Annotated in this window: 13 protein-coding genes; 10 read left to right on the forward strand and 3 right to left on the reverse strand. The window is 61.9% G+C overall.

The window, feature by feature from the left end:
• Positions 1–675: 675 nt before the first annotated feature.
• Positions 676–1,104, reverse strand: coding sequence for a peptidylprolyl isomerase (locus Q0G85_RS08325; RefSeq protein ID WP_297156615.1), 429 nt, complete (start codon positions 1,102–1,104; stop codon positions 676–678).
• Between the two features lie 69 nt (positions 1,105–1,173).
• A complete protein-coding gene (locus tag Q0G85_RS08330) occupies positions 1,174–2,472 on the reverse strand; it encodes a glutamate-cysteine ligase family protein (RefSeq protein ID WP_297156618.1) in 1,299 nt (432 codons plus the stop codon).
• A gap of 411 nt (positions 2,473–2,883) precedes the next feature.
• Between Q0G85_RS08330 and argC the strand changes: the two genes are divergently transcribed.
• The 8 genes from argC to Q0G85_RS08370 all read left to right on the forward strand — a co-directional run bounded on the left by argC (position 2,884) and on the right by Q0G85_RS08370 (position 13,609).
• The gene (argC, locus tag Q0G85_RS08335) at positions 2,884–3,954 is read left to right on the forward strand and encodes an N-acetyl-gamma-glutamyl-phosphate reductase (RefSeq protein WP_297156621.1); all 1,071 of its coding nucleotides are present in this window, start codon (positions 2,884–2,886) and stop codon (positions 3,952–3,954) included.
• Between the two features lie 21 nt (positions 3,955–3,975).
• Positions 3,976–5,238 carry a bifunctional glutamate N-acetyltransferase/amino-acid acetyltransferase ArgJ gene (argJ, locus tag Q0G85_RS08340; RefSeq protein ID WP_297156624.1) on the forward strand — a complete coding sequence of 421 codons (1,263 nt, stop codon included), beginning with the start codon at positions 3,976–3,978 and terminating at the stop codon, positions 5,236–5,238.
• Positions 5,239–5,243: 5 nt separating this feature from the next.
• Complete coding sequence (gene argB / locus Q0G85_RS08345; protein WP_297156627.1) at positions 5,244–6,188, forward strand: acetylglutamate kinase; 945 nt, start codon at positions 5,244–5,246, stop codon at positions 6,186–6,188.
• A gap of 38 nt (positions 6,189–6,226) precedes the next feature.
• Entirely contained in the window at positions 6,227–7,462 is a 1,236-nt protein-coding gene (locus Q0G85_RS08350; RefSeq protein WP_297156630.1) for an acetylornithine/succinylornithine family transaminase, read from the forward strand.
• A 71-nt stretch (positions 7,463–7,533) separates the two neighbouring features.
• On the forward strand, positions 7,534–8,742 hold the full coding sequence (locus tag Q0G85_RS08355; protein WP_297156633.1) for an argininosuccinate synthase: 1,209 nt from the start codon (positions 7,534–7,536) through the stop codon (positions 8,740–8,742).
• A gap of 470 nt (positions 8,743–9,212) precedes the next feature.
• A complete protein-coding gene (argH, locus tag Q0G85_RS08360) occupies positions 9,213–10,613 on the forward strand; it encodes an argininosuccinate lyase (protein ID WP_297156635.1) in 1,401 nt (466 codons plus the stop codon).
• A gap of 215 nt (positions 10,614–10,828) precedes the next feature.
• The gene (locus Q0G85_RS08365) at positions 10,829–13,039 is read left to right on the forward strand and encodes a transglycosylase domain-containing protein (protein WP_297156638.1); all 2,211 of its coding nucleotides are present in this window, start codon (positions 10,829–10,831) and stop codon (positions 13,037–13,039) included.
• 63 nt (positions 13,040–13,102) lie between these two features.
• On the forward strand, positions 13,103–13,609 hold the full coding sequence (locus Q0G85_RS08370) for a hypothetical protein (protein ID WP_297156639.1): 507 nt from the start codon (positions 13,103–13,105) through the stop codon (positions 13,607–13,609).
• Positions 13,610–13,867: 258 nt separating this feature from the next.
• Here the strand turns inward: Q0G85_RS08370 and Q0G85_RS08375 are convergent, their stop codons facing one another.
• Positions 13,868–16,096, reverse strand: a complete 2,229-nt coding sequence (locus tag Q0G85_RS08375; protein WP_297156644.1) for a transglycosylase domain-containing protein — start codon at positions 16,094–16,096, stop codon at positions 13,868–13,870.
• A gap of 88 nt (positions 16,097–16,184) precedes the next feature.
• On the opposite strand from Q0G85_RS08375, the gene Q0G85_RS08380 reads away from it, so the two are divergent.
• Together Q0G85_RS08380 and tyrS are read left to right on the forward strand one after the other, a co-directional pair.
• Positions 16,185–18,647 carry a DUF3656 domain-containing protein gene (locus Q0G85_RS08380; RefSeq protein ID WP_297156647.1) on the forward strand — a complete coding sequence of 821 codons (2,463 nt, stop codon included), beginning with the start codon at positions 16,185–16,187 and terminating at the stop codon, positions 18,645–18,647.
• 67 nt (positions 18,648–18,714) lie between these two features.
• Positions 18,715–19,926 (forward strand): tyrosine--tRNA ligase, encoded by a 1,212-nt coding sequence (gene tyrS, locus Q0G85_RS08385; RefSeq protein WP_297156649.1) that lies wholly within the window; start codon positions 18,715–18,717, stop codon positions 19,924–19,926.
• Positions 19,927–20,114 lie beyond the last annotated feature (188 nt).

Genomic DNA, 20,114 nt, shown 5'->3' on the forward strand with positions numbered 1-20,114 from the left:
ACCTCGAATGCGGCGACGCCATGGTCTACTGGACCAGGCAGATCGCCGACATGTCAACGGTGGTTTAACATAGAGAGGCAGAGTTTCTGTACGAAATCGCCGTTTTATTATGTAGGAAATGAGTGAAATTCCCCAATTTGCTTCAAAATGGGGAATTTCACAAGATGAAATAGGCTTGCGTGTCCCGTAATAGGGACTCATAAGGCTTCTAGGACTTGCTCTTCACCGTTTTTTCACAACAAAACGGCGATTTCGTACAGTTAGGAGCCAAAGAAAACGAGAAAGCCCAGCGAGCGAGCTCTGCGGGTAAGCCCACGAGAAAACCTAGCGAGCGAGCTTGGCGAAAAAGCCCTGCGGGAAAGCCCCTGCAAGAAGGCCTGGCGAACGAGCTTCGCGGGAAAGCCCACGGAAAAGCATGGCGAGCGATTCCCACCAGATAGCCCACGAGAAACCCCCGTATCCTCTCGCAAGAGCGAGCGGATACGGGGGTTTTTGGAATCAGAGGGTCGCACGGCCACGCGAGCTGCAAGGCTGCGTTGCTATGCGACCTTGCAAGAGCGTGTGGGTCGCAAGGGCGCGCGGAGCACATAGTCGGGCGAGCTGCAGGGGCGCGCGGAGCACTTTTGCCGTGCCCCCGCAAGGTCGTGCAGCTCGCGCGGATTCCGCGCCTTCGCTCTAGTCCGCGACCTCTACCAGGGTGATCTCGAAGGTGAGCGCCTGGCCTGCCAACTCGTGGTTCATGTCAAAGCTCACGAAGTCGTCGGTCACTTCCACGACGCGCGCGGGGAAGGGTGCCGAGCTGCCCGAGCGCAGGTAGATGGTCTGTCCTATAGGCAGTTGATCGGCGTTGGGGACATTTGCGCGCGGCATCTTCTGCACAAGCGCCGGATTGTGCTCGCCGTATGCCTCGGCGGGCTCGAGACGGACCGTCTTGGTCTCGCCAACCTCCATGTCGCGCACGGCTTTGTCGAAGCCGGGGATCATCTGACCCGCCATGCAGGTGAACTCGAGCGGCTCGCCGCGGTCGTAGGACGAATCGAACTGCGACCCGTCGTCGAGCGTGCCTTTGTAGTGGGTCTTCACTTTTTTGCCCTCATTGCTCATGAAGTGCATCTCCTCTCGGTCTGAAAAGCGTTAGCTGTCAGTCTATCCGAAGTGTGCGGCAAAGCCTCCCTAAAAATCCAGCTGCTCCAAATCGGCAAGCGTCGTTCGGGCGGCGACGAGTTTCTCCAGCGGCTCGAGAAAGCCTCGCTCGCCACCGGTAAGCCCACTTCGCGCGGCAGCCATGACCTCGTCGGCAAACCCGGAGGCTGGCATGCCGTACATCTCGCCCTCATAGCCCAGTTCCTGCAGCGAATTTTTCGCGCACTCGATGTCGTCCGTCGTGACGCCGGCGATAAGCCCCTCTACACGCGCCAGGCTCTCCTCACAATAGAAGATGCCCTTCACGAGCGCGGCGTACGCGACGGCGTAGGGCACGGGCAGCGCGTCGGCGGGGCGAATCTCCAGGTAGGTCTTCAAGCGCACGTCGGGAAACACCATCGACAGCGCGTGCTCGATGTCGGCGCGGTTCATGGGGCGCGTGGCGTAGATCTCGCTGAAGCGGCGGGAATCCTCGCGCCAGCCGCCCTGTCCGTCGGGCACGAGGATCGCCGGCGTGTCGTAGACCCAGCGCGCGTAATCGCGCAGCGTGAACGAGCCCTCAACAGCGCCCGGCACGATGCCGCAGCGCTCGGGGTCGCAGTGCTGCCAGATTTCGGTGCGCACCATGCGATGGGTGCGCGGCGCGCCTTCGAAGATGGGGGAGTTGTCGCCGATGAGCGACAAAATCGGCGTAAGTGCGCTCGCCACACGGTATTTACGCACGCAGTCGTCAACGCTTGTATAGTCGATGCTCACCTGCGTCGATGCGCTGCCCCTCATCATGCAGGGCCCAAAGGGGCTCACGGCGCCGAGGTAGCGATTCATGTACTCGTAGCGTTGCTTGGGGATAAGCTCCAGGCTCGTCGCGCGCGCCGTGGGGTGATATCCCGCCTTCGCAAGTTTCGCGCCCTTTCCTGCAAGCACTCCTTCGAGCTTGCTCTCGAAACGCTCGAAGCACGTCTGCGCGTCTGCCAGATTACGGAAGGGACCTGCGGAAAGTTCCACCTGTGCGGCGGGCTCGATAGTTATCGCTTCGCCCAGCCGCGCGACGCCCAGAAGGTCGCCCTCGGCGTCGTAGGTTGCCTGCGGATAATCGGCGCGCAGCACCTCGAGCACGCTCTGGATGCCGTCTTCGCCCGAGTAGTTCACCGGCGAACCGTCTTCGCGCACGATGATATGCTCAAGCTCGATGCCAAGCGCGCCTTCGCCCGTTATGCAGCCGCTTTCGATGAACGCCGCGATCGCCTCAACGTTGCGATCATACAGCTCCGTGCCGTTCGCGGGGGAATTTTGCGCGTCTGATGCCTGGTCATTGGCCTGTTCATTCATAGTTTGGCTCCTTGGCCTAAAAAAGTGGTGCAAACCCCAGCGGGTTTGTATAAAATAATTTCGCCGCACATCGTAGCACGTTGCGGCGACAGAATTGGGCATGTATCGAAAACGAGGACGAATCGTGAACTTGGGCATTCTGAATAGCAAAGCGCTCGCCGCTTCTTTTGCTGTCGTGTCCCGACGACGTCCTTTGCGCGACGGCATAGCCTCGCGCCGTGCCGCTTCGCGCGTTTCTTCTCTGTAACTTTTTCGCGCTCTCTTTGGGCGGGAACCCCTTTTCATTACCATTGTCCGTGCCGCTTCGCCCTACGCGAGGACGCGCGCCGTCGTAGCCTTGTGCTTCGGACGGTCGATTCGTCGTTCGCATGGTCGCAAACGTCGGAACCAATTCGATAAGGAATCGACATCATGAAGATCAAAGCCGGTATCGTCGGCGCCGCTGGTTTCGCGGGTGCGGAACTTACGCGCCTTTTGCTGGGACATCCCAGTTTCGAGCTGTGCGCAATCACCTCCGATGCGCTCGCCGGACGCGCGCTTGCCGAGGTGTATCCCGCGTTCGCGGGCGCAAGCGACCTCGTCTTCTCCAAGCACGATCAAAACGCGCTTGCCGACCTCGACGTGGCCTTCCTCGCCGTCCCGCATACGGCATCCCTTGCGATGACGCCGAGCCTCATTGCGGCGGGCACCACGGTCATCGACCTGTCTGCCGATTATCGCCTGAAGGACCCCGCAACTTACGAGAAGTGGTACAAGGTGGCGCACACCTCAACCGATCTTCTCGCGAAGGCGGCGTTCGGCCTGCCCGAGCTCACGGGCGACGAGCTCGCCTCTGCCGCGGCGCGCCGAGCGGCAGGCGAAGCCGTTCTCGTGGCGTGCGCGGGCTGCTATCCTACGGCGACCTCGCTTGCCGCCGCGCCGCTTCTGCGCTCCGGCCTCATCGACGAGGAAGCTACTGTCATCGTCGACGCGCTTTCGGGTATCACTGGCGCGGGCAAGAAGGCAACCGAGCGCACCCATTTCTGCTTCGCGAACGAAAACGTCGAAGCTTACGGGGTGGGAACGCATCGCCATACCCCGGAAATCTCGCAAATCCTGGGGCTCGCCCCCGGCAAGCTCGTGTTCACGCCGCATCTCGTTCCCATGAACCGCGGCCTGCTCTCCACGGTGAAGCTGCCGCTCGCGCAGGACGCCGACGCTCCCAGCCCCGAAGAGCTCGCCACTATCCAGCAGCGCTTCTACGCGGATGCCCCGCTCGTCGAGGCGCTTCCCGCGGGTACGCTTCCCAAAACCTCGTCAGTCGCCGGAACGGCGCGCGCGCAGGTGGGCGTTGCCTACCACGCGGAGGCGCGCATGGTCATCGCCATCGGCGCGATCGACAATTTGGGGAAGGGTGCCGCCGGCCAGGCAGTCCAGTGCGCCAACATCGTCTTCGGTCTCGACCAGACCGAGGGCTTAACCACGCTTGTCGTGGGAGTGTAGGACCCGATGGAAGGAACCGACATGATAGCATATACCCAGATAGAAGGCGGGGGCGTCACGAGCGCTCTCGGTTTCAAGGCCGCCGGCATCCATGCGGGTTTCCGTAAGGAACCTGAGCGTCGCGATCTCGCGCTCGTCGTTGCGGACGAGCCCTGCGCGGCGGCGGGCACGTTCACGAAAAACATCTTCTGCTCCGCGCCCGTCATCATCTCGAGGGAGCACCTCTCCGACGGCGGCACGGGCGCCCCGAGCTATGGCACCGCGCGCGCTGTGGTGGTGAACTCCGGCATCGCGAACGCGGCGACGGGTGTCCCTGGGCTCGAGCATGCCCGCGAGATGGCGCGCATCACCGCCGACGCCGTGGGCTGCACCGAGGATGAGGTACTCGTCGCGTCGACTGGCGTCATCGGGCAGCATCTTCCCCTCGACCCCTTCAAGACCGGTGTTCCCCAGGCGCTCGCCGAGGCGAGCCGCGAAGGCGGGGCGTCTGCCGCGCGCGCGATCATGACCACCGATACGCACCCGAAGGAGTACGCGGTTAGCTTCTCAGGCGATGACCTGGGTTTTGACGGCGCCACCTTTACCGTTGGCGGCATGTCGAAGGGCTCGGGCATGATCATGCCGAACATGGCCACTATGATCGCCATCGTCACGACCGACGCCCCCATCGCCGCTGTGCATCTCTCGCAGATCCTTCGCGACGCCGTGGGCGTGAGCTTCAACAAGATCACCGTCGACTCGGACACCTCGACCAACGACACCTGCGTCACGCTTGCAAGCGGAGCTGCGGCTCCGGGTGCCGCGCCTATCGAGCCGGGGACTCCCGCCTACGATGCGCTCGCCGCCGCCTATAAGGAAGTGTGCACGCATCTCGCGCGTATGATGGCCGCCGACGGCGAGGGAGCTACGAGGCTTGTGACCGTGCACGTCTCAGGTGCCGCCTCCGACGCCGATGCCGACGCGGCTGCGCGTACCATCGCGAACTCGCCGCTCGTGAAGACGGCCATCTACGGCCATGACGCGAACTGGGGGCGCATTGCCGCCGCTGCGGGTCGTTCGGGCGCTGCATTCCGCCAGGAAGACGTGTCCATCGATATCATGGGCATGCCCGTTTGCCGCGGCGGGCTCACTGTCGCCTTCGACGAGGACGAGGCGCTGCGACGTTTCGAGGCGCCGGAGATTGCGATCGACGTGAACCTCGGCGCTGGCACGTGCGAAACCACCATGTGGACGTGCGACTTCTCGCACGATTATGTAACCATCAACGGAGACTACAGGACCTAATTGCCATGAACTACGACAAGGACAGCAGACCGAACGGAGTCGATACCATCACAGGCGAAGTGCTCGCCGAGGCGATGCCGTGGATCAAGAACATCACCGGCAAGACCATTGTCATCAAGTACGGCGGTTCCGCCATGGTCGACGAACAGCTGCGCGCCGAGGTCATGGCTGACATCGTGCTTTTGAAGATTATCGGCGTGAACCCGGTGATCGTGCACGGGGGCGGGCTCGCCATCTCCGAGGCCATGAAGCGCTTCGACATGCCCGTGAAGTTCATCGACGGTCAGCGCGTGACCACCGATGAGGCAATGAAAGTGGTGCGCTCGGTGCTCGCGGGCCAGGTGAACCAGGAGCTCGTCGAGGCGATGAACGAACACGGTCGGGTCGCCGTGGGCCTGTCGGGCGCCGACGGGGCCACGATCATCGCCGAACAGGCGAGCGAGCAGCTTGGGCGCGTCGGGCGCGTCGCGCGCATCAACTCGCAGCTTCTCGAAGACCTCGTGTCGGCGAACTACATTCCCGTTCTCGCGTCGGTCGGCATCGGCGAAGAGCCGGGCAGCGGCTTTTTCAACGTGAACGCCGATGTGGTGGCGGGCCATGTGGCGGCAGCCATCGGCGCGCACAAGGTGTTCTTCTTGACCGACGTCGACGGCCTCTACCGCGACTTCGACGACAAGTCGACGCTCATCTCGCGCATCTCGCTTGATGAAGTCCGCGAGATGGTGGACAAAAAGCAGGTCTCGACGGGCATGATCCCGAAGCTGCGATCCTGCATCCGCGCGCTCGACGCGGGCGTGCATCGTGCGCACATCTTAAACGGCACGACGCCGCACGCGCTTCTGCTCGAGATGCTCACCGACAAGGGCGTCGGCACCATGATCGTCCCGCCCGACGGCGACGTGGCGTTCGACTCCACGCGCGAGGGCAGCTTCGCAAGCAAACTGGTGTAACGTGGGCGGTCTTTCCGCCTTTGTGAGAAGGAGAAACAATGAGTCTTGCTGAGCAGCAGCAACTAGAGGAAACCTACGTCATGCACACGTTCGGCCGCAAGCCGGTCGAGCTGGTGGAAGGCAAGGGCATGGTTGTGCGCGATGACGCGGGCAAGGAATACCTCGACTTCATCGCGGGAATCGGCGCGGTGAGCCTGGGGCATTGCCACCCTGCCGTCGTGGACGCAATCACCAAGCAGGCCTCCACGCTCATTCACGTGAGCAACTACTATTACATCGAGCATCGCGGCCAGGTGGGCAAGCTGCTCTCCGACGCGCTGAACGAGGAGGCGCCCGCCGCTGACCAGGCACCCTGGCAGACGTTCTTCGCGAACTCGGGCGCCGAAGCGAACGAGTGCGCCATCAAGCTCGCCCGCGCCTATGCGCGCCGTCGCGTTGAGGCAGAAGGCGGCGATGGGGAAGCAGCTCCGCGCGTGATCGTCACGGTGAAGAAGAGCTTCCATGGCCGTACGCTCGCCACGCTTGCCGCGACCGCGCAGCCTGCCAAGCAGGAGCTTTTCCAGCCGCTGCCCGACGGCTTCACGCCCACGCTGCAAAACGACGTCGCGGCGCTTGAAGCGCTGTTCGAGGCGCAGGGCGATTCCATCTGCGCTGTCATGCTCGAGCCTATCCAGGGAGAATCCGGCGTGCATCCCTGCAGCCCCGAGTTCATGGAAGCGGTTCGCCGTCTCACGGCCGAACATCACGCGCTCATGATCTGCGACGAGGTGCAGTGCGGCATCTACCGCACTGGCAAGCCCTTCGGTTTCCAGAACTACGATGTCGTGCCCGATATCGTCTCTATCGCGAAGGGCGTGGCCTCGGGTTTCCCCTGCGGCATGTGCGCAGCGCGCGGGGAAGTGGCAGCGGCGTTCAAGCCGGGCGATCACGGCTCCACGTTCGGAGGGTCCAACCTCGCAGTGGCGGCGGCGGAAGCGACGCTGAGCGAGATCAAAAAGGAAGACCTCGCCGCGAACGCGATTGAGGTGGGTGCGTACCTGCGCGAGCAGCTTTCCGCGCTTCCCCAGGTCACCGAGGTGCGCGGTGTGGGACTCATGCTTGCGGCCGACCTGGCCGAGGACGGCAAGAGCGCTCCCGACGTCGTGCTCGACGGGCTTTCCGCAGGGCTTTTGCTCAATGCGACAGGTGCGCACACGCTGCGCTTTTTGCCGCCGCTCGTGTGCGGCAAGGCCGACGTCGATGCGTTAATCGAGAAACTTGGTGGGATTTTATAGTTCGCCAGATGCGTAGGACACATTTGGTTTACCGTGGTTAAAACAGTTTTGAGCTGGGAAAGGATACAGAAATGAGCGAACAAAGGGACAGGGTTGTCTTGGCCTATTCCGGTGGCCTTGACACGTCGGTGTGCATCAAGTGGATGCAGGAGGAGCGCGGGCTCGACGTCATCGCCGTCGTTGGCGATGTCGGACAGGAGCACGACGGCCTCGAGAAGATTCACGACAAGGCCCTGCGCACCGGCGCCATCGAGTGCCGCGTGGTCGACATGCGTGAGGAATTCGCCAAGGAATATCTCACTCCCGCGCTCGCCGCGAACGCGCTCTACGAGAACAAGTACCCGCTCGTGTCCGCCCTCTCGCGCCCGCTGATCGCGAAGCACCTCGTCGACATCGCGCACGAGTTCGGCGCGAAGTACGTTGCGCACGGCTGCACCGGCAAGGGCAACGACCAGGTGCGCTTCGAGGCGTCTATCATGATGCTCGATCCGTCGCTGGAAATCATCGCCCCTGTTCGCGAGTGGGATCTGAAGACCCGTCCGCAGGAGATGGATTGGGCGGCGGCCCATGGGGTGGAAGTTCCCACCACCAAGAAGTCGCCCTATTCGATCGACGACAACCTGTGGGGTCGCGCCATCGAGTGCGGTGTCCTCGAAGATCCCTGGAACGAGCCGCCGGCGGACATCTACACGATGACCGTCGACCCTGAGAAGGCTCCCGACACCCCGACCGTCGTGGAGATCTCCTTCAAGGACGGCATCCCCTGCGCGCTTGACGGCAAGGAGATGAGCTACCTCGACGTCATCCTCGAGATGAACAAGATCTCCGGCGCGAACGGCTTCGGTCGCCTCGACATGGTGGAGAACCGCCTCGTCGGCGTGAAGAGCCGCGAGTGCTATGAGGCTCCGGGTGCGCTCGCCATCATCAAGGCGCATAAGGCGCTTGAGGATATTTGCCTCGAGCGTGACGTGCTCCACTACAAGCTTCATGTGGAACACGAGTGGGCCGACCAGGTCTACAACGGCAAGTGGTACGCCCCGCTGAAGGCCGGTCTGGACGCATTCCTTGCAACCACGCAGGTCAACGTCACGGGCACTGTGCGCCTGTCCTTCTACAAGGGCACCTGCACGGTCACGGGCTCCAAGAGCGACTACTCCCTCTACACCAAGGAGCTCGCCACCTACGACGAGGGCGACACCTTCGACCACAAATCCGCGAAGGGCTTCATCAACATCTACAGCCTCTTCGGAAAGGTCTGGGCTGAGAAGCATCGCCAGTAAAGGGTGTTTCGATGGTCTGCCGACCAGCGAAACGAGCCGACGCTGCGCGGCGTTCTGACGGCACAGCTGGCGCTCCAGGGTTTTGTCGCGTACCTCAACTGCGCTTCCTCAGCCTTTCGCGCCATCTGCACTTGCCAGAACACTGCTCGCTGACTCTTGCTCGACCTGCGACTTTCCGAATCCCACAGGTTGAACAGGGTCGAAGCGAGCGTTGTCTTCAGAAGCGAACGACCCAAGGGCGCTCACAAAAGGGCGCCCTTCTCGTAATGATTAACGCAAGTCGAGGCGGTGCGGGCGTGATCAAATCCCGAAACGTAGGGTTTGGCGTCCGACAGCCTTCACAAAGCGAGTTCCGCAGCGAAGCGAGGACTGTCTGAGCGACTGAAGGTTGTCGGACGCCAAACCCGGACGGCCCCCTAAGGCTCGGGGCATTTACGTGGTAATTCTCACCGATTGAAAGGGCACACACCATGGCACTTTGGTCAGGCAGATTCGAAGAGGGCGTGAGCGAGTTCACGCAGCGCTTCGGCGCATCTCTTCCCGTCGACAAGCAGCTCTACGCGCAGGACATCGCAGGCTCGCGCGCCCATGCGGCGATGCTCGCGCACCAAGGCGTCATCTCGCAGGAGGACGCCGACAAGATCGATGCGGGGCTTGCGCGCATCAAGGGCGAGATCGAGGCGGGTAACTTCCCGTTCGACATCAACAACGAGGACATCCACATGTCCATCGAAAGCGTCCTTACCGCCGAGATCGGCGATGCGGGCGCGCGCCTTCACACAGGCCGCAGCCGCAATGATCAGGTCTGCACCGACACGCGCCTGTTCGCGAAGAAACGGGCGCGCGATCTTATGGCCGCCAATGCCGAGCTGCGTCGCGCACTCGTGTCGCAGGCGGAGAAGCACTTCGACGTCATTTTGCCTGGTTATACGCATATGCAGCATGCGCAACCGGTGCTCTTCTCCCACCATATGCTCGCGTACGTGTGGATGCTCGACCGCGACTTCGATCGCCTGCGTGCGGCATACGACGCTGCGGATGCGAATCCGCTCGGGTCTGCGGCACTCGCCGGCACCACCTATCCGCTCGATCGTTTCATGACGGCTGAAGCGCTCGGATTCTCGCGTGTGATCCCCAATTCGCTCGATGCCGTGTCCGATCGCGACTTCCTGCTCGACCTTCTGTATGCCTGCAGCGTGTCGTGCATGCATCTGTCGCGCCTGTGCGAGGAGATTATCCTCTGGTCGACGGCGGAATTCGGCTTCGTCACCCTGTCCGACTCCTTCTCGACAGGCTCCTCGATCATGCCGCAGAAGAAAAACCCCGACTTCGCCGAGCTCATCCGCGGCAAGTCCGGCCGTGTGATCGGCGACTTGGTCGCGTTGCTCGTCACTATGAAGTCGCTTCCCCTTGCATACAACAAGGACTTGCAGGAGGACAAGGAAGGCGCCATCGACGCTGCGAAGACGCTCGAGGATTGCTATCGGTGCGCCACGGGCATGATCGACACCATGGAGATTCACCCCGACGCCATGCTTGAGCAGGCGAAAAAGGGTTATCTCGCTGCGACGGATGTTGCCGACTACTTGGCGAAGAAGGGCCTTCCGTTCCGTCGCGCGCACGAAATCGTGGGGCACCTTGTGCTTCTGTGCGACAAGCGCGGGTGCGGCCTGGAGGACCTTTCGCTCGAGGACTTCAAGGCGGAAAGCGATCTGTTCGAGGAGGACATCACGAAGTGTCTCGACCTCGCGAGCATCGTTGCCGCGCGCACGACGTTTGGAGGGACGGGCAATTCCGCGGTGAAAGAGCAGCTCGCTCAGGCGAAAGAGGCGCTTGTCTCCGACGAGGCCGATGTGGTGGCGCTCGCATAGCGTTCTTGTAAGGCGACATCGCTGGGCCGAATGAGGCCATCGAAGCGGCAAGGGCAGGGGTTCGAGAAATCGGTCCCTGCCTTTCTTTTATCCGCAAACGCGCAGTTCGAGTGCACAAAGAGAACCTCTTGTGCCCATTTGCTGACAAAACGGGGGAGCTTTCGAGGGGAAAGCGAGCCGATGCTACAATAACCTGGACTAACGAGGAGGTGCCCGTGGCGTCACGTGCGATTAAAAGCAGGGCCAATATCAAGAAGAAGCATCCGTCGACGGCGGTGATCGCCGTAGTGGCGGTTATCTTCGCATTTATCGTCTCGCTTTGCTGGGGCGTTTGGTCTGTCGCCTCGTCGTGGCTGACCGACCTCCCTGATTACGAAAGCGCCGACGCGTACAACACCGCGCAGCCGACGGTCGTGTATGCAAGCGACGGACAGACGGTGCTTGCGGAATTCCAGCTGGAGAATCGCGACCCGGTCGAAATCAACGAGATCAGCGATTACGTGCTCAAGGGCACGGTTGCCACGGAAGACGAGCGCTTCTATTCCCATGGCGCGATCGATCCGTGGGGCATCGGCCGCGCTCTGGTGAACAACCTCATGGGCGGCGACTTGGAGGGTGCGTCCACCATCACGCAGCAGTTCGTGCGCAATACGATCCTCTCTTCGGAGATGGACGATATCTCGATCAAGCGCAAGGTTCGTGAGGCGTATATCTCGATCAAGCTTGAGGAGCAGTACTCCAAAGACAACATCCTGCTCATGTACTTGAACACGATCAATTATGGTTCGGGTGCTTACGGCATCGAGGCCGCATCGGAGCGCTACTTCTCGAAGCACGCAAGTGAGCTCACCATCGCCGAAGCGGCGACGCTCGTGGGCATTCCCCAGTCGCCGACGTACAACAACCCGATCAACTATCCCGAGAACTGCACGAAGCGCCGCAACGTGGTGCTCGACCGCATGCTTTCGAACGGCGTCATCACTCAAGAGGAGCACGATGCCGCCCAGGCTGAGCCGCTTGTGCTCAACCCGACCGAGCCCTCCGCGACGGGCATCGAGGCGTATCCGTATTTTACGAGCTACGTGCGCGATCAGTTGACCAGCGCAAACGGCAAATATGCGTACTCCAAAGACGAGCTTTTCAAGGGCGGGCTGAAGGTGTACACCACGCTTGACGTCTCCATGCAGGAGGCCGCCGAGGCAGCTGCACGCAAGAAGGAACAGGCCGCGGGCGATAACTACGAGGTTGCCATGGTGGCGATCGATCCCGACAACGGCTACATCAGAGCGCTTGTCGGCGGTAAGGATTACGACGCCTCGCAGGTCAACATGGCGACCGGCACGGGCGGCTCGGGTAGGCAGGCGGGCTCCTCGTTCAAGACGTTCACCCTGGTGGCAGCAATCGAGCAGGGCATCGACCCGCAGACTATGATCGACGCCTCGGCGACTGCGAGCCTCCCTGGGTGGGAAGTCGCGAACATCAACCACACCAACTACGGGACGAAGAGCATCGCGGACTCCTTCGCGGTTTCGTCGAACACGGCGTTTGCGCGCCTTATCCTTTCGATTGGCCCCGACAAGGTGGTCGACGTTGCCAAGCGCATGGGCATCACCTCGCCGCTTACCGCAACGGGGTCGCTCACGCTCGGTTCCGAGTCGGTGACGCCGCTTGAGATGGCGAACGCCTATGCGACCATCGCGAACGGCGGTACCCACTACGACCCCGAATGCGTCGAGCGCATCGTCGACCGCAACGACTCCATCGTGGTTGACAATTCGTCACCGAAGGGTGTGCGGGCTATTTCCGCAGAAGTGGCCCACGCGGCAACCGAGGTCATGAAGGGCGTCATCACGAAGGGCACTGGTCAGGCTGCGGCGCTCTCGAACGGGCAGGTTTCGGCGGGCAAGACGGGAACGTCGGAGAATTACATGGACAGCTGGTTCTGCGGCATTACCCCGCAGCTTTCCGTGGCGATCTGGTTCGGCGATCGTAGCGACTACAGCCATGCACAGCGCGTGCCGAGCGGAATGTCTGCGGCGAGCACGTTCCCCGACTTCATGAATGTCGTGCTCAAGGGCAAGCCGACTGAGGATTTCCCGAAAGCGGGCGATCCCCAGTACAAGAGCAACTACGAGGACACCAAGTACCACATCGGCGGTTACTACAGCTCAACCGACGATGAGGACGAGGACAAGGACAAGAAGACCGACGGGGATTCGACGACCGCAAACGGGACTGGCACGGGGAATCACCAAGGCACTACGGGCGAAGGCAACGGAACCGGTAGTGAGTCTGGCGGTGGAACGACTGGCGGCACCGGTGGCACGACGGGGGGTGGCTCCAGCGGAGGAACGACCGGTGGTGATTCCGGAGGTGGTTCCGGCGGGGGTACCGGTGGCACGACCGAACCGGTTCCGATAGAGTAGAGTTTGCACGATTCGTACAATCGCGCGGCGGGTTCTCCTCGTCGCGCATCGATGGGAGAACACATGACCCGACCTTCATTCATCCGTACGCTCGCCGCTGTTTGCGTGAGCGCGATGCTTGCTGTTGCTCTGTCTGGCTGCATGCAGCAGGCGGCCACCCAGGCAAACGACCAGCAATCGGAAAACCGCGAGTACATGACTCAGGTCAACCAGAAGATGGACGACCTTGATTCACGCCTCTCCGATTTCGTCGACGCCGTTTCGCGTGGAGATGTGGTTACCATGCGCACTCAGGCGGACAATGCATTCAAGGTGCTCGACGACCTGTCTGCTCTTGAGGCTCCCGAGCCCTTGAAGGATGTCGCAGCTGGCTATGTTGACGGCGCGAACAGCCTGAAGGATGCGCTTAATTCCTATATCCAGCTTTACACGGAGATCGACGGCGCAACTGCGTCCGAACCCTTCGATTGGTCGACGTACGACTCTCGTCTGCAGGCGATTCAGGATGCCTACAACGCGGGAATCGGCAAGCTGAAGGCGGCCGACGAGGCGGCGGCTGGGAAGGACTAACGGCTCGGTCCCTCTCGAGAGTGAGGGCTTCTGGGGCAGTTCACCCTGGAGGCTCGTTCACTTTCGCGCGCTCTGTACTCTCAAGAAAAGAACGATAACCTTCGAAGGCGGCGACCTGCATCATGCGGGCCGCCGCCTTCGTGTTTCTCGCTTATGCTGGTAGAATGCTTCCGGCCAGGTTGTGGGGGAGCGGCTGCTGTGGCGGCCTTGCACCGAGTAGCACCGCCTTCTTCAGCTGCTGCGCGGATTCCAAGGCCCCTACGGAGCAGGCTCGCCGCCTTCGCCGCCCGGTTGCCCGCCGTCATTGGGCGGACCCACGGGGCCTTCGCCTCCGCCTGGTGGCTCCTCGCCCGAGTCCGCGCCGCCGCCGCTATCGCTGCCCGCGTTCGGGTCAGGACCGATCGACACATAGGCGGTGTAGACCCCGTTCGCGAACTCGATCTTCACTATCGACCCTGCAGCTACGGTGGAGCTGTAGGTTTCCACGATGGTGAGGTTGCTTCCCAGCGCCGCCTGCACTTCGGCCAGGCTCGCGCCTGAAAGCTGCGCAATGGTGTCCTTCGCGGCATCTTCGCTGTAGATCGACTGCTTCTTGTTGAAGGCGCTGTCGAACTTCGGCTCGGCGGCAGTGGGGAAGGCCTCCCTCTCGCGGCCTTGCAGGGCAAGCGACATGAAGATTCTCCAGGCGTCCTTGCACCAGGGGGCTTCCCACATTTCCCGCTCCTGCGCGGCGCCGGTCCAAACCGCACAGGAAAGCTGCGGGGTATAGCCGCAGAACCACAGGTCGCGATGCTCCTGCGACGTGCCTGTCTTGCCCGCGCTCACCTGGCCCGACGACAGTGCCGACCCGCGGCCGGTTCCCTGGGTGACCACGCCTTGCAGCACGCGGGTCACCTCCCCGGCAACTTCAGGGGAAAGCACCTGCTCGCCGGGGACGTTCGTGTTGTCGATAAGGGTCGTGCCGTCTTGTGCAATCACCTCGGTGATGCAGGTGTCGGCATGGCGAATGCCCCCGGTCGCGAAGGCCCCGTAGGCACTCGCCATGCGCAGCGTGTTCGTCTGAGCGGCACCGAGCGTGAGGGCGGGATAGGCGCCGTAGCCGTATTTTGCGTCGCCCGTCACGCCGAGGCGCGCTGCCATGTCGAGCAGGCTTTCCGGCGTCACGCCATCGGGATCGGTGACAAGGCGTGCGAAGCCGGTATTGGCGGAAACCCAGGTCATCCGCTCAATGGAAAGGTACCCATAGTTTGCGCCCGCGTAGTTGGTGACAGGCTTGCTCCATGCCGCGTTCACGAACCCCGTGGAGCAGTCGATGACCGTTTTCGGGCTGATGCCCTGCTCGATGGCGGCGGCCAGAGTGAACACCTTGAACGATGAGCCGGCCTGGCGCCCCGATGCGCTCGTCGCGAGGTTGAACTGGCTGTCCGACCAGTCTTTCCCGCCGATCATGGCAAGCACGTAGCCGGTATGCGGGTCGATGCACGTCAGCGAAAGACTCACGTCGCTATCGCCGGTCCTCGCCATATCGTCGTACACTTCCGCTGCCGCTTCCTCCGCATAGCCCTGAAGCGTCGGGTCGATCGTGGTGTAGACCGTAAGCCCGCCGTCGAAGACTTCCTCGAACGAAAGCTGATCGAGGAGCTGCTGCCGCACGTAGCTCGTGAAATACGGATAGGCGTAGATGCCATCCTCGGCGAGAACCTCGACGTCTAAGGCGAGTTCCTCCTCGACGGCGCTATCGTGTTCTTCCTGGGTGATCGTCCCATAGGAAAGCATGCGGTCGAGCACCACGTTGCGCCGCTTCGTGCAGTTCTCGGGATAATCCTCGGGGTTGTTGTACGTCGGCGACTGGGGAATGCCCACAAGCGTCGCCGCCTCCGCAATGGTGAGGTCGATCGCGCTCTTGGAGAAGTAATGCTGCGCCGCGGCTTCGATTCCGTAGCACCCCGACCCGTAGTTGATCGTGTTCAGGTACATGAGCAAGATGTCGTCTTTGGAATAGGCCTGCTCCATCTCGATGGCGAGTTCTGCCTCGCGCACTTTGCGGCGAAACGAGATATCGTTCGCCTCACTTGAAAGGAGCGTGTTGCGTACGAGCTGCTGCGTGATGGTAGATGCGCCCTCGAGGCTGCCGCCCTTCATGTTGTTCACGAGCGCGCGGCCGATACCGTAGAAGTCCACGCCTTCATGCTCGTAGAATCGGGCGTCCTCCGTTGCGACCGTGCCTTGCAACACATAGTCGCTCACCTGGTCTTTCTCGATGGGCTCTTGGTCTTGTAAGAAGAACTCCGCCAAAAGCGTGGTGCGGTCGTTCGCGTAGATGCGCGTCTTGGCGCTGTAGGTGAAGGCGTTCGGGTCGTGCACGTCGGGCAGATCGCCGACCCATGCGTCCACGATGCGCCCCACGCCGAAGGCTCCGAGCCCGACGATGAGGATAAGCGAAAACGCCGCAACGAGTACTCCCCATGCTGGAGCATGGGTGCGCATTTCACGGTGTTTTCTCCTTACTCTCATGATTCGTCTATACTACCATGAACCGACCATCTGGTCTTTCAGACGAGGAGACACCAACCTTATGCGGAATATGGAACTTTTGGCGCCTGCGGGCAACATGAGCGCCCTCCACGCTGCCGTGCGTGCCGGCGCAGATGCGGTATATCTCGGGCTCGAGTCGTTTAACGCGCGCCGCGGGGCCGATAATTTCACTATCGCCACACTCAAGGAGGCGTGCGATTACGCACATTTACGCGGCGTGAAAATCTATGTCACGCTCAACATCGTCGTGCTGCCGGGAGAGGTGGGCCGCGCGCTCGAATGCGCTCGTCAGGTGTGGCGCGCGGGTGCCGATGCGCTCATCATCCAGGACATCGGCCTCGCGAGCGAGATCGCGCGAGCGCTCCCCGATATCCGCTTGCATATTTCCACGCAGATGAACACGTGCAACGCTGCTGGCATTCGCGCCGCTGCCCGCATGGGCGCCAAGCGCGTCACGCTCGCCCGCGAGCTTTCCTTAGAAGAAATCGCCCATCTCGTACAGGTTGGTGCAGAAGCTGGCGTCGAAGTCGAGGCGTTCGGTCACGGCGCGCTGTGCATCTGCTATTCCGGCCAGTGCCTTATGTCCTCTCTGATCGGGGGCCGCTCGGCCAATCGCGGCTTGTGCGCACAGGCGTGCCGCTTGCCCTACGAACTGCACAACGCCGCCCAGCGAAACCCCCTTTCGGCGCCTGGCGACCATCTTCTTTCCCCGAAGGACCTCTGCTCGGTCGACCTGCTTCCCGACTTGGCTCGCGCCGATGTCGCGTCGCTTAAGATCGAGGGGCGCATGAAGTCGGCCGATTACGTGTCGGCAGTCGTGTCGGTGTATCGCCGCGTGCTCGACCGGGTGTACGCGCAGGAGGGTTCAATTTCCACCGCCCGTCCGACAGAGGACGAGCGCCGCACGCTTGAGGAAGCCTTCTCCCGCGGATTCACCACGGCGTATCTCGAAGGTCAGCGCGGAAACGACATCATGAGCTATCAGCGTCCGAACAATCGGGGCGCCTTTATCGGCCGCGTGGCAGAAGCGCGCAACGGCGCAGCGACCATCTCCGCCGAGCACGAGCTCTCGATCGGTGATGTCCTCGAATTCTGGACGGGAAAGGGGCATGCCGCCCAAACGGTGTCCGACCTCTCCTTCGACAAGAAGGGGCGCGCCCGCATCGCTCTCGACGCGCGCGTGAAGGGCGTGCGTGCGGGCGATCGCGTGTTCCGCGTTCGCAGCGCAAAGGAGGCGTTCGAGGACGATTCCCTCGAGCCGCGCGTAGAGGTCGAGGGCACGGTTCGCCTGCGTATCGGCGAGCCGCTCGAGGTTTCCTTCTCCTTTGCTTGTGCGGCGCAGGACGACCTCGCCGAGGTTCGCGGCGTGGCAAGCGGGGACGAAGTCGAGCCCGCGCGCACGAAAGCAGTTTCCGAACAGGACGTTCGCGCCCACATCGATCGCTTGGGCTCGACCCCGTATGTTCTCACGCATCTCGATGTCGAGCTCGACGAGGGGGTCGGCATCGGCTTCTCCCAGCTGCATCGCGTTCGCGCCGAAGCGCTCGATAATCTGACCGAGAACGCTTTGGCTGCCTACCATGCGCGTCGTCTTCCCCGTACCGAGGATCGCGAGGAGCTTCCCGCGATCCGCCCGAGCGGCGCGCGCATCGGCGCATGGACGACGAACCCCGTGTGCGCGCGGGCCGCTAAGCGCACGGGCGCTCATATGGTATATGTCCCGGCATTGAACTACGGGCGCGGCGAAGCGGTGGTCGCGGGCCAGCTCACGGCTACGGTCGAGCAGGCGGGCTACCCCAAGCAGTGTCTTCTCGCCATGCCCGTCGTCGATCATGATGAGGTCGGGCTCTCGCGTGAGGCGAAGCTCGATTTCGACCCATGGCGTTATGCAACGTCGGGACGCCCCGTCTTTGTGGAAAGCCTCGGCGCTATGCAGATGGCCGCCGAGATCGGGATTCCCTTCGAGGTCGGCCCGCATCTGCCTGTCACGAACAGGCTTGCGCTTGACGAGGTTGCCCGTATGGGCGCCGTTCGCGTGTGGCTCTCTCCCGAGCTATCGCTCGACCAGATTCGCGAGCTGTCTCGTGATACCCCGGTTGAGCTGGGTCTTTTCATCTCGGGTGCGCAAGAGCTCATGATTACCGAGCACTGCCTTCTCATGAGCCAGGGTCCGTGCAGCGAGGATTGCGGAGAATGCCGCCGTCGGCGCAGCCCGCATTACCTGAAGGATCGCAAGGACTTCGACTTCCCCGTCATCACCGACGCGCTTGGTCGCAGCCATCTCTACAACAGCGTCGAGCTCGACCTGGTGGCCTCGCTTCCCGAGCTCATGGCGGCGGGCGTCACCTCGTTCATGGTCGACACGACGCTCATGAACGGCGAGCAGGCGGCACAGGCGGTTGGCCGGGCGATTCGCGCGCTGCGTATCGCGCAGTCCGACGGCAACTCGGTCGCCAAGATCACAAGCGCTACCACAGGCCACCTCTTCCGCGGCGTTCAGTAGATTCGGGGCTCATGCAGCCTATGTGATAGAATCACTTGTGCAAATCCGTTGTATGAAGGACATTTCGATGCTCACACCTGAAGAACAGCTTCACATCATTTCCTCTGGCACGGCGCAAATCGTGCCGGAAAGCGCTCTGCTTGAAAAGCTCAAGCGCGGCAAACCCCTCAACATCAAGCTCGGCGTCGACCCAACGGCTCCCGACATCCATATCGGCCATGCCGTTCCGTTGCGCAAGCTGCGCCAGTTCCAGGACCTCGGCCACGAGGTCACGCTCATCATCGGCAACGGCACCGCGCTGATCGGCGACCCGTCCGGACGCAACTCGACCCGCCCGCAACTTTCCCGCGAGCAGATCAAGGTGAATGCGGAAACCTATGTCAACCAGGCATTCAAGATTCTCGATCCCGAGAAGACGACGCTTCGCTACAACTCCGAGTGGATCCTCTCGCTCAACATGGAAGAGCTTCTGAAACTCATGGCGCAGTTCACGGTTGCGCGCATTCTCGAGCGCGATGACTTCCATAACCGCTATACCTCGAACCTGCCGATCAGCCTCCACGAGTTCATGTACCCCGTGATGCAGGCTTACGACTCGGTCGTCATCAAGGCCGACGTCGAGCTCGGCGGCACCGACCAGCTCTTCAATCTGCTTGCCGGGCGCGAACTTATGGAGAAGCTTGGTATGGAGCCGCAGGTGTGCCTGACGCTCCCGCTGCTCGAGGGCACCGACGGCGTGAAGAAGATGTCGAAGAGCTACGGCAACTACATCGGCCTCACCGACGAGCCGTCTGACATGTTCGGCAAGGTCATGTCCATTCCCGACGAGCTTATGGTGAAGTACTATCGCCTTGCGTCGACCGAGTCGGTTGCAGAAATCGACGCGATCGAGGCGGGCTTGGCCAACGACGAGCTCCATCCTAATAAAGTAAAGCGCGCCCTTGCCCGCAACATCGTTGCCGCTTACTACGACGAAGCTCAGGCAAACGCGGCCGAGGAGCAGTTCGACCTCGTGTTCAAGAAGCATGACGTCCCCGATGACATCGCCGAGTACACGCCCGACCTCACGCCCAACGAAGAGGGGCTCGTCTATCTCGCGAAGATCATCCACGACGCGGGCCTCGCGCAGAGTGTTGGCGAAGCGCGCCGTCTCATCGATGGCGGCGGCGTGAAGCTCGGCGGCGAGGCGGTTGCTCCTAAGGCGTACAACGTCGAGCCCGAGAAGCTGAAGGATTGCGTCCTGCAGGTTGGCAAGCGCAAATTCATCAAGCTTGTGTAAAAAAAGGTCTTGCGGCAGTAAAACCGAATAGCTATAATAAGAAACCCGCGTTTGAGGAGAGCGTGGGTTTCTTCTTTCAGAGCGAACGAGTTGGAAGAAGGAAAGCGGCACTTCAAACCCGCTCAAAACTTTTTGAAAAAAGTTCTTGACGGCAGGCGGAGGGTCGCGTAATATATCTCCTTGCGCCG

This window comes from uncultured Ellagibacter sp. (assembly GCF_934617235.1).
In the GTDB taxonomy this organism is placed as follows: Bacteria; Actinomycetota; Coriobacteriia; order Coriobacteriales; family Eggerthellaceae; genus Ellagibacter.

What these genes read in the sequence shown, in the direction of transcription:
- Q0G85_RS08330 (WP_297156618.1), bottom strand. Translation starts at nt 2,472, where the DNA reads ATGAATGAACAGGCCAATGACCAGGCATCAGACGCGCAAAATTCCCCC.
- Q0G85_RS08355 (WP_297156633.1), top strand. Translation starts at nt 7,534, where the DNA reads ATGAGCGAACAAAGGGACAGGGTTGTCTTGGCCTATTCCGGTGGCCTT.
- Q0G85_RS08380 (WP_297156647.1), top strand. Translation starts at nt 16,185, where the DNA reads ATGCGGAATATGGAACTTTTGGCGCCTGCGGGCAACATGAGCGCCCTC.
- Q0G85_RS08350 (WP_297156630.1), top strand. Translation starts at nt 6,227, where the DNA reads ATGAGTCTTGCTGAGCAGCAGCAACTAGAGGAAACCTACGTCATGCAC.
- argJ (WP_297156624.1), top strand. Translation starts at nt 3,976, where the DNA reads ATGATAGCATATACCCAGATAGAAGGCGGGGGCGTCACGAGCGCTCTC.
- Q0G85_RS08370 (WP_297156639.1), top strand. Translation starts at nt 13,103, where the DNA reads ATGACCCGACCTTCATTCATCCGTACGCTCGCCGCTGTTTGCGTGAGC.
- Q0G85_RS08325 (WP_297156615.1), bottom strand. Translation starts at nt 1,104, where the DNA reads ATGAGCAATGAGGGCAAAAAAGTGAAGACCCACTACAAAGGCACGCTC.
- Q0G85_RS08375 (WP_297156644.1), bottom strand. Translation starts at nt 16,096, where the DNA reads ATGCGCACCCATGCTCCAGCATGGGGAGTACTCGTTGCGGCGTTTTCG.
- argH (WP_297156635.1), top strand. Translation starts at nt 9,213, where the DNA reads ATGGCACTTTGGTCAGGCAGATTCGAAGAGGGCGTGAGCGAGTTCACG.
- argC (WP_297156621.1), top strand. Translation starts at nt 2,884, where the DNA reads ATGAAGATCAAAGCCGGTATCGTCGGCGCCGCTGGTTTCGCGGGTGCG.
- argB (WP_297156627.1), top strand. Translation starts at nt 5,244, where the DNA reads ATGAACTACGACAAGGACAGCAGACCGAACGGAGTCGATACCATCACA.
- tyrS (WP_297156649.1), top strand. Translation starts at nt 18,715, where the DNA reads ATGCTCACACCTGAAGAACAGCTTCACATCATTTCCTCTGGCACGGCG.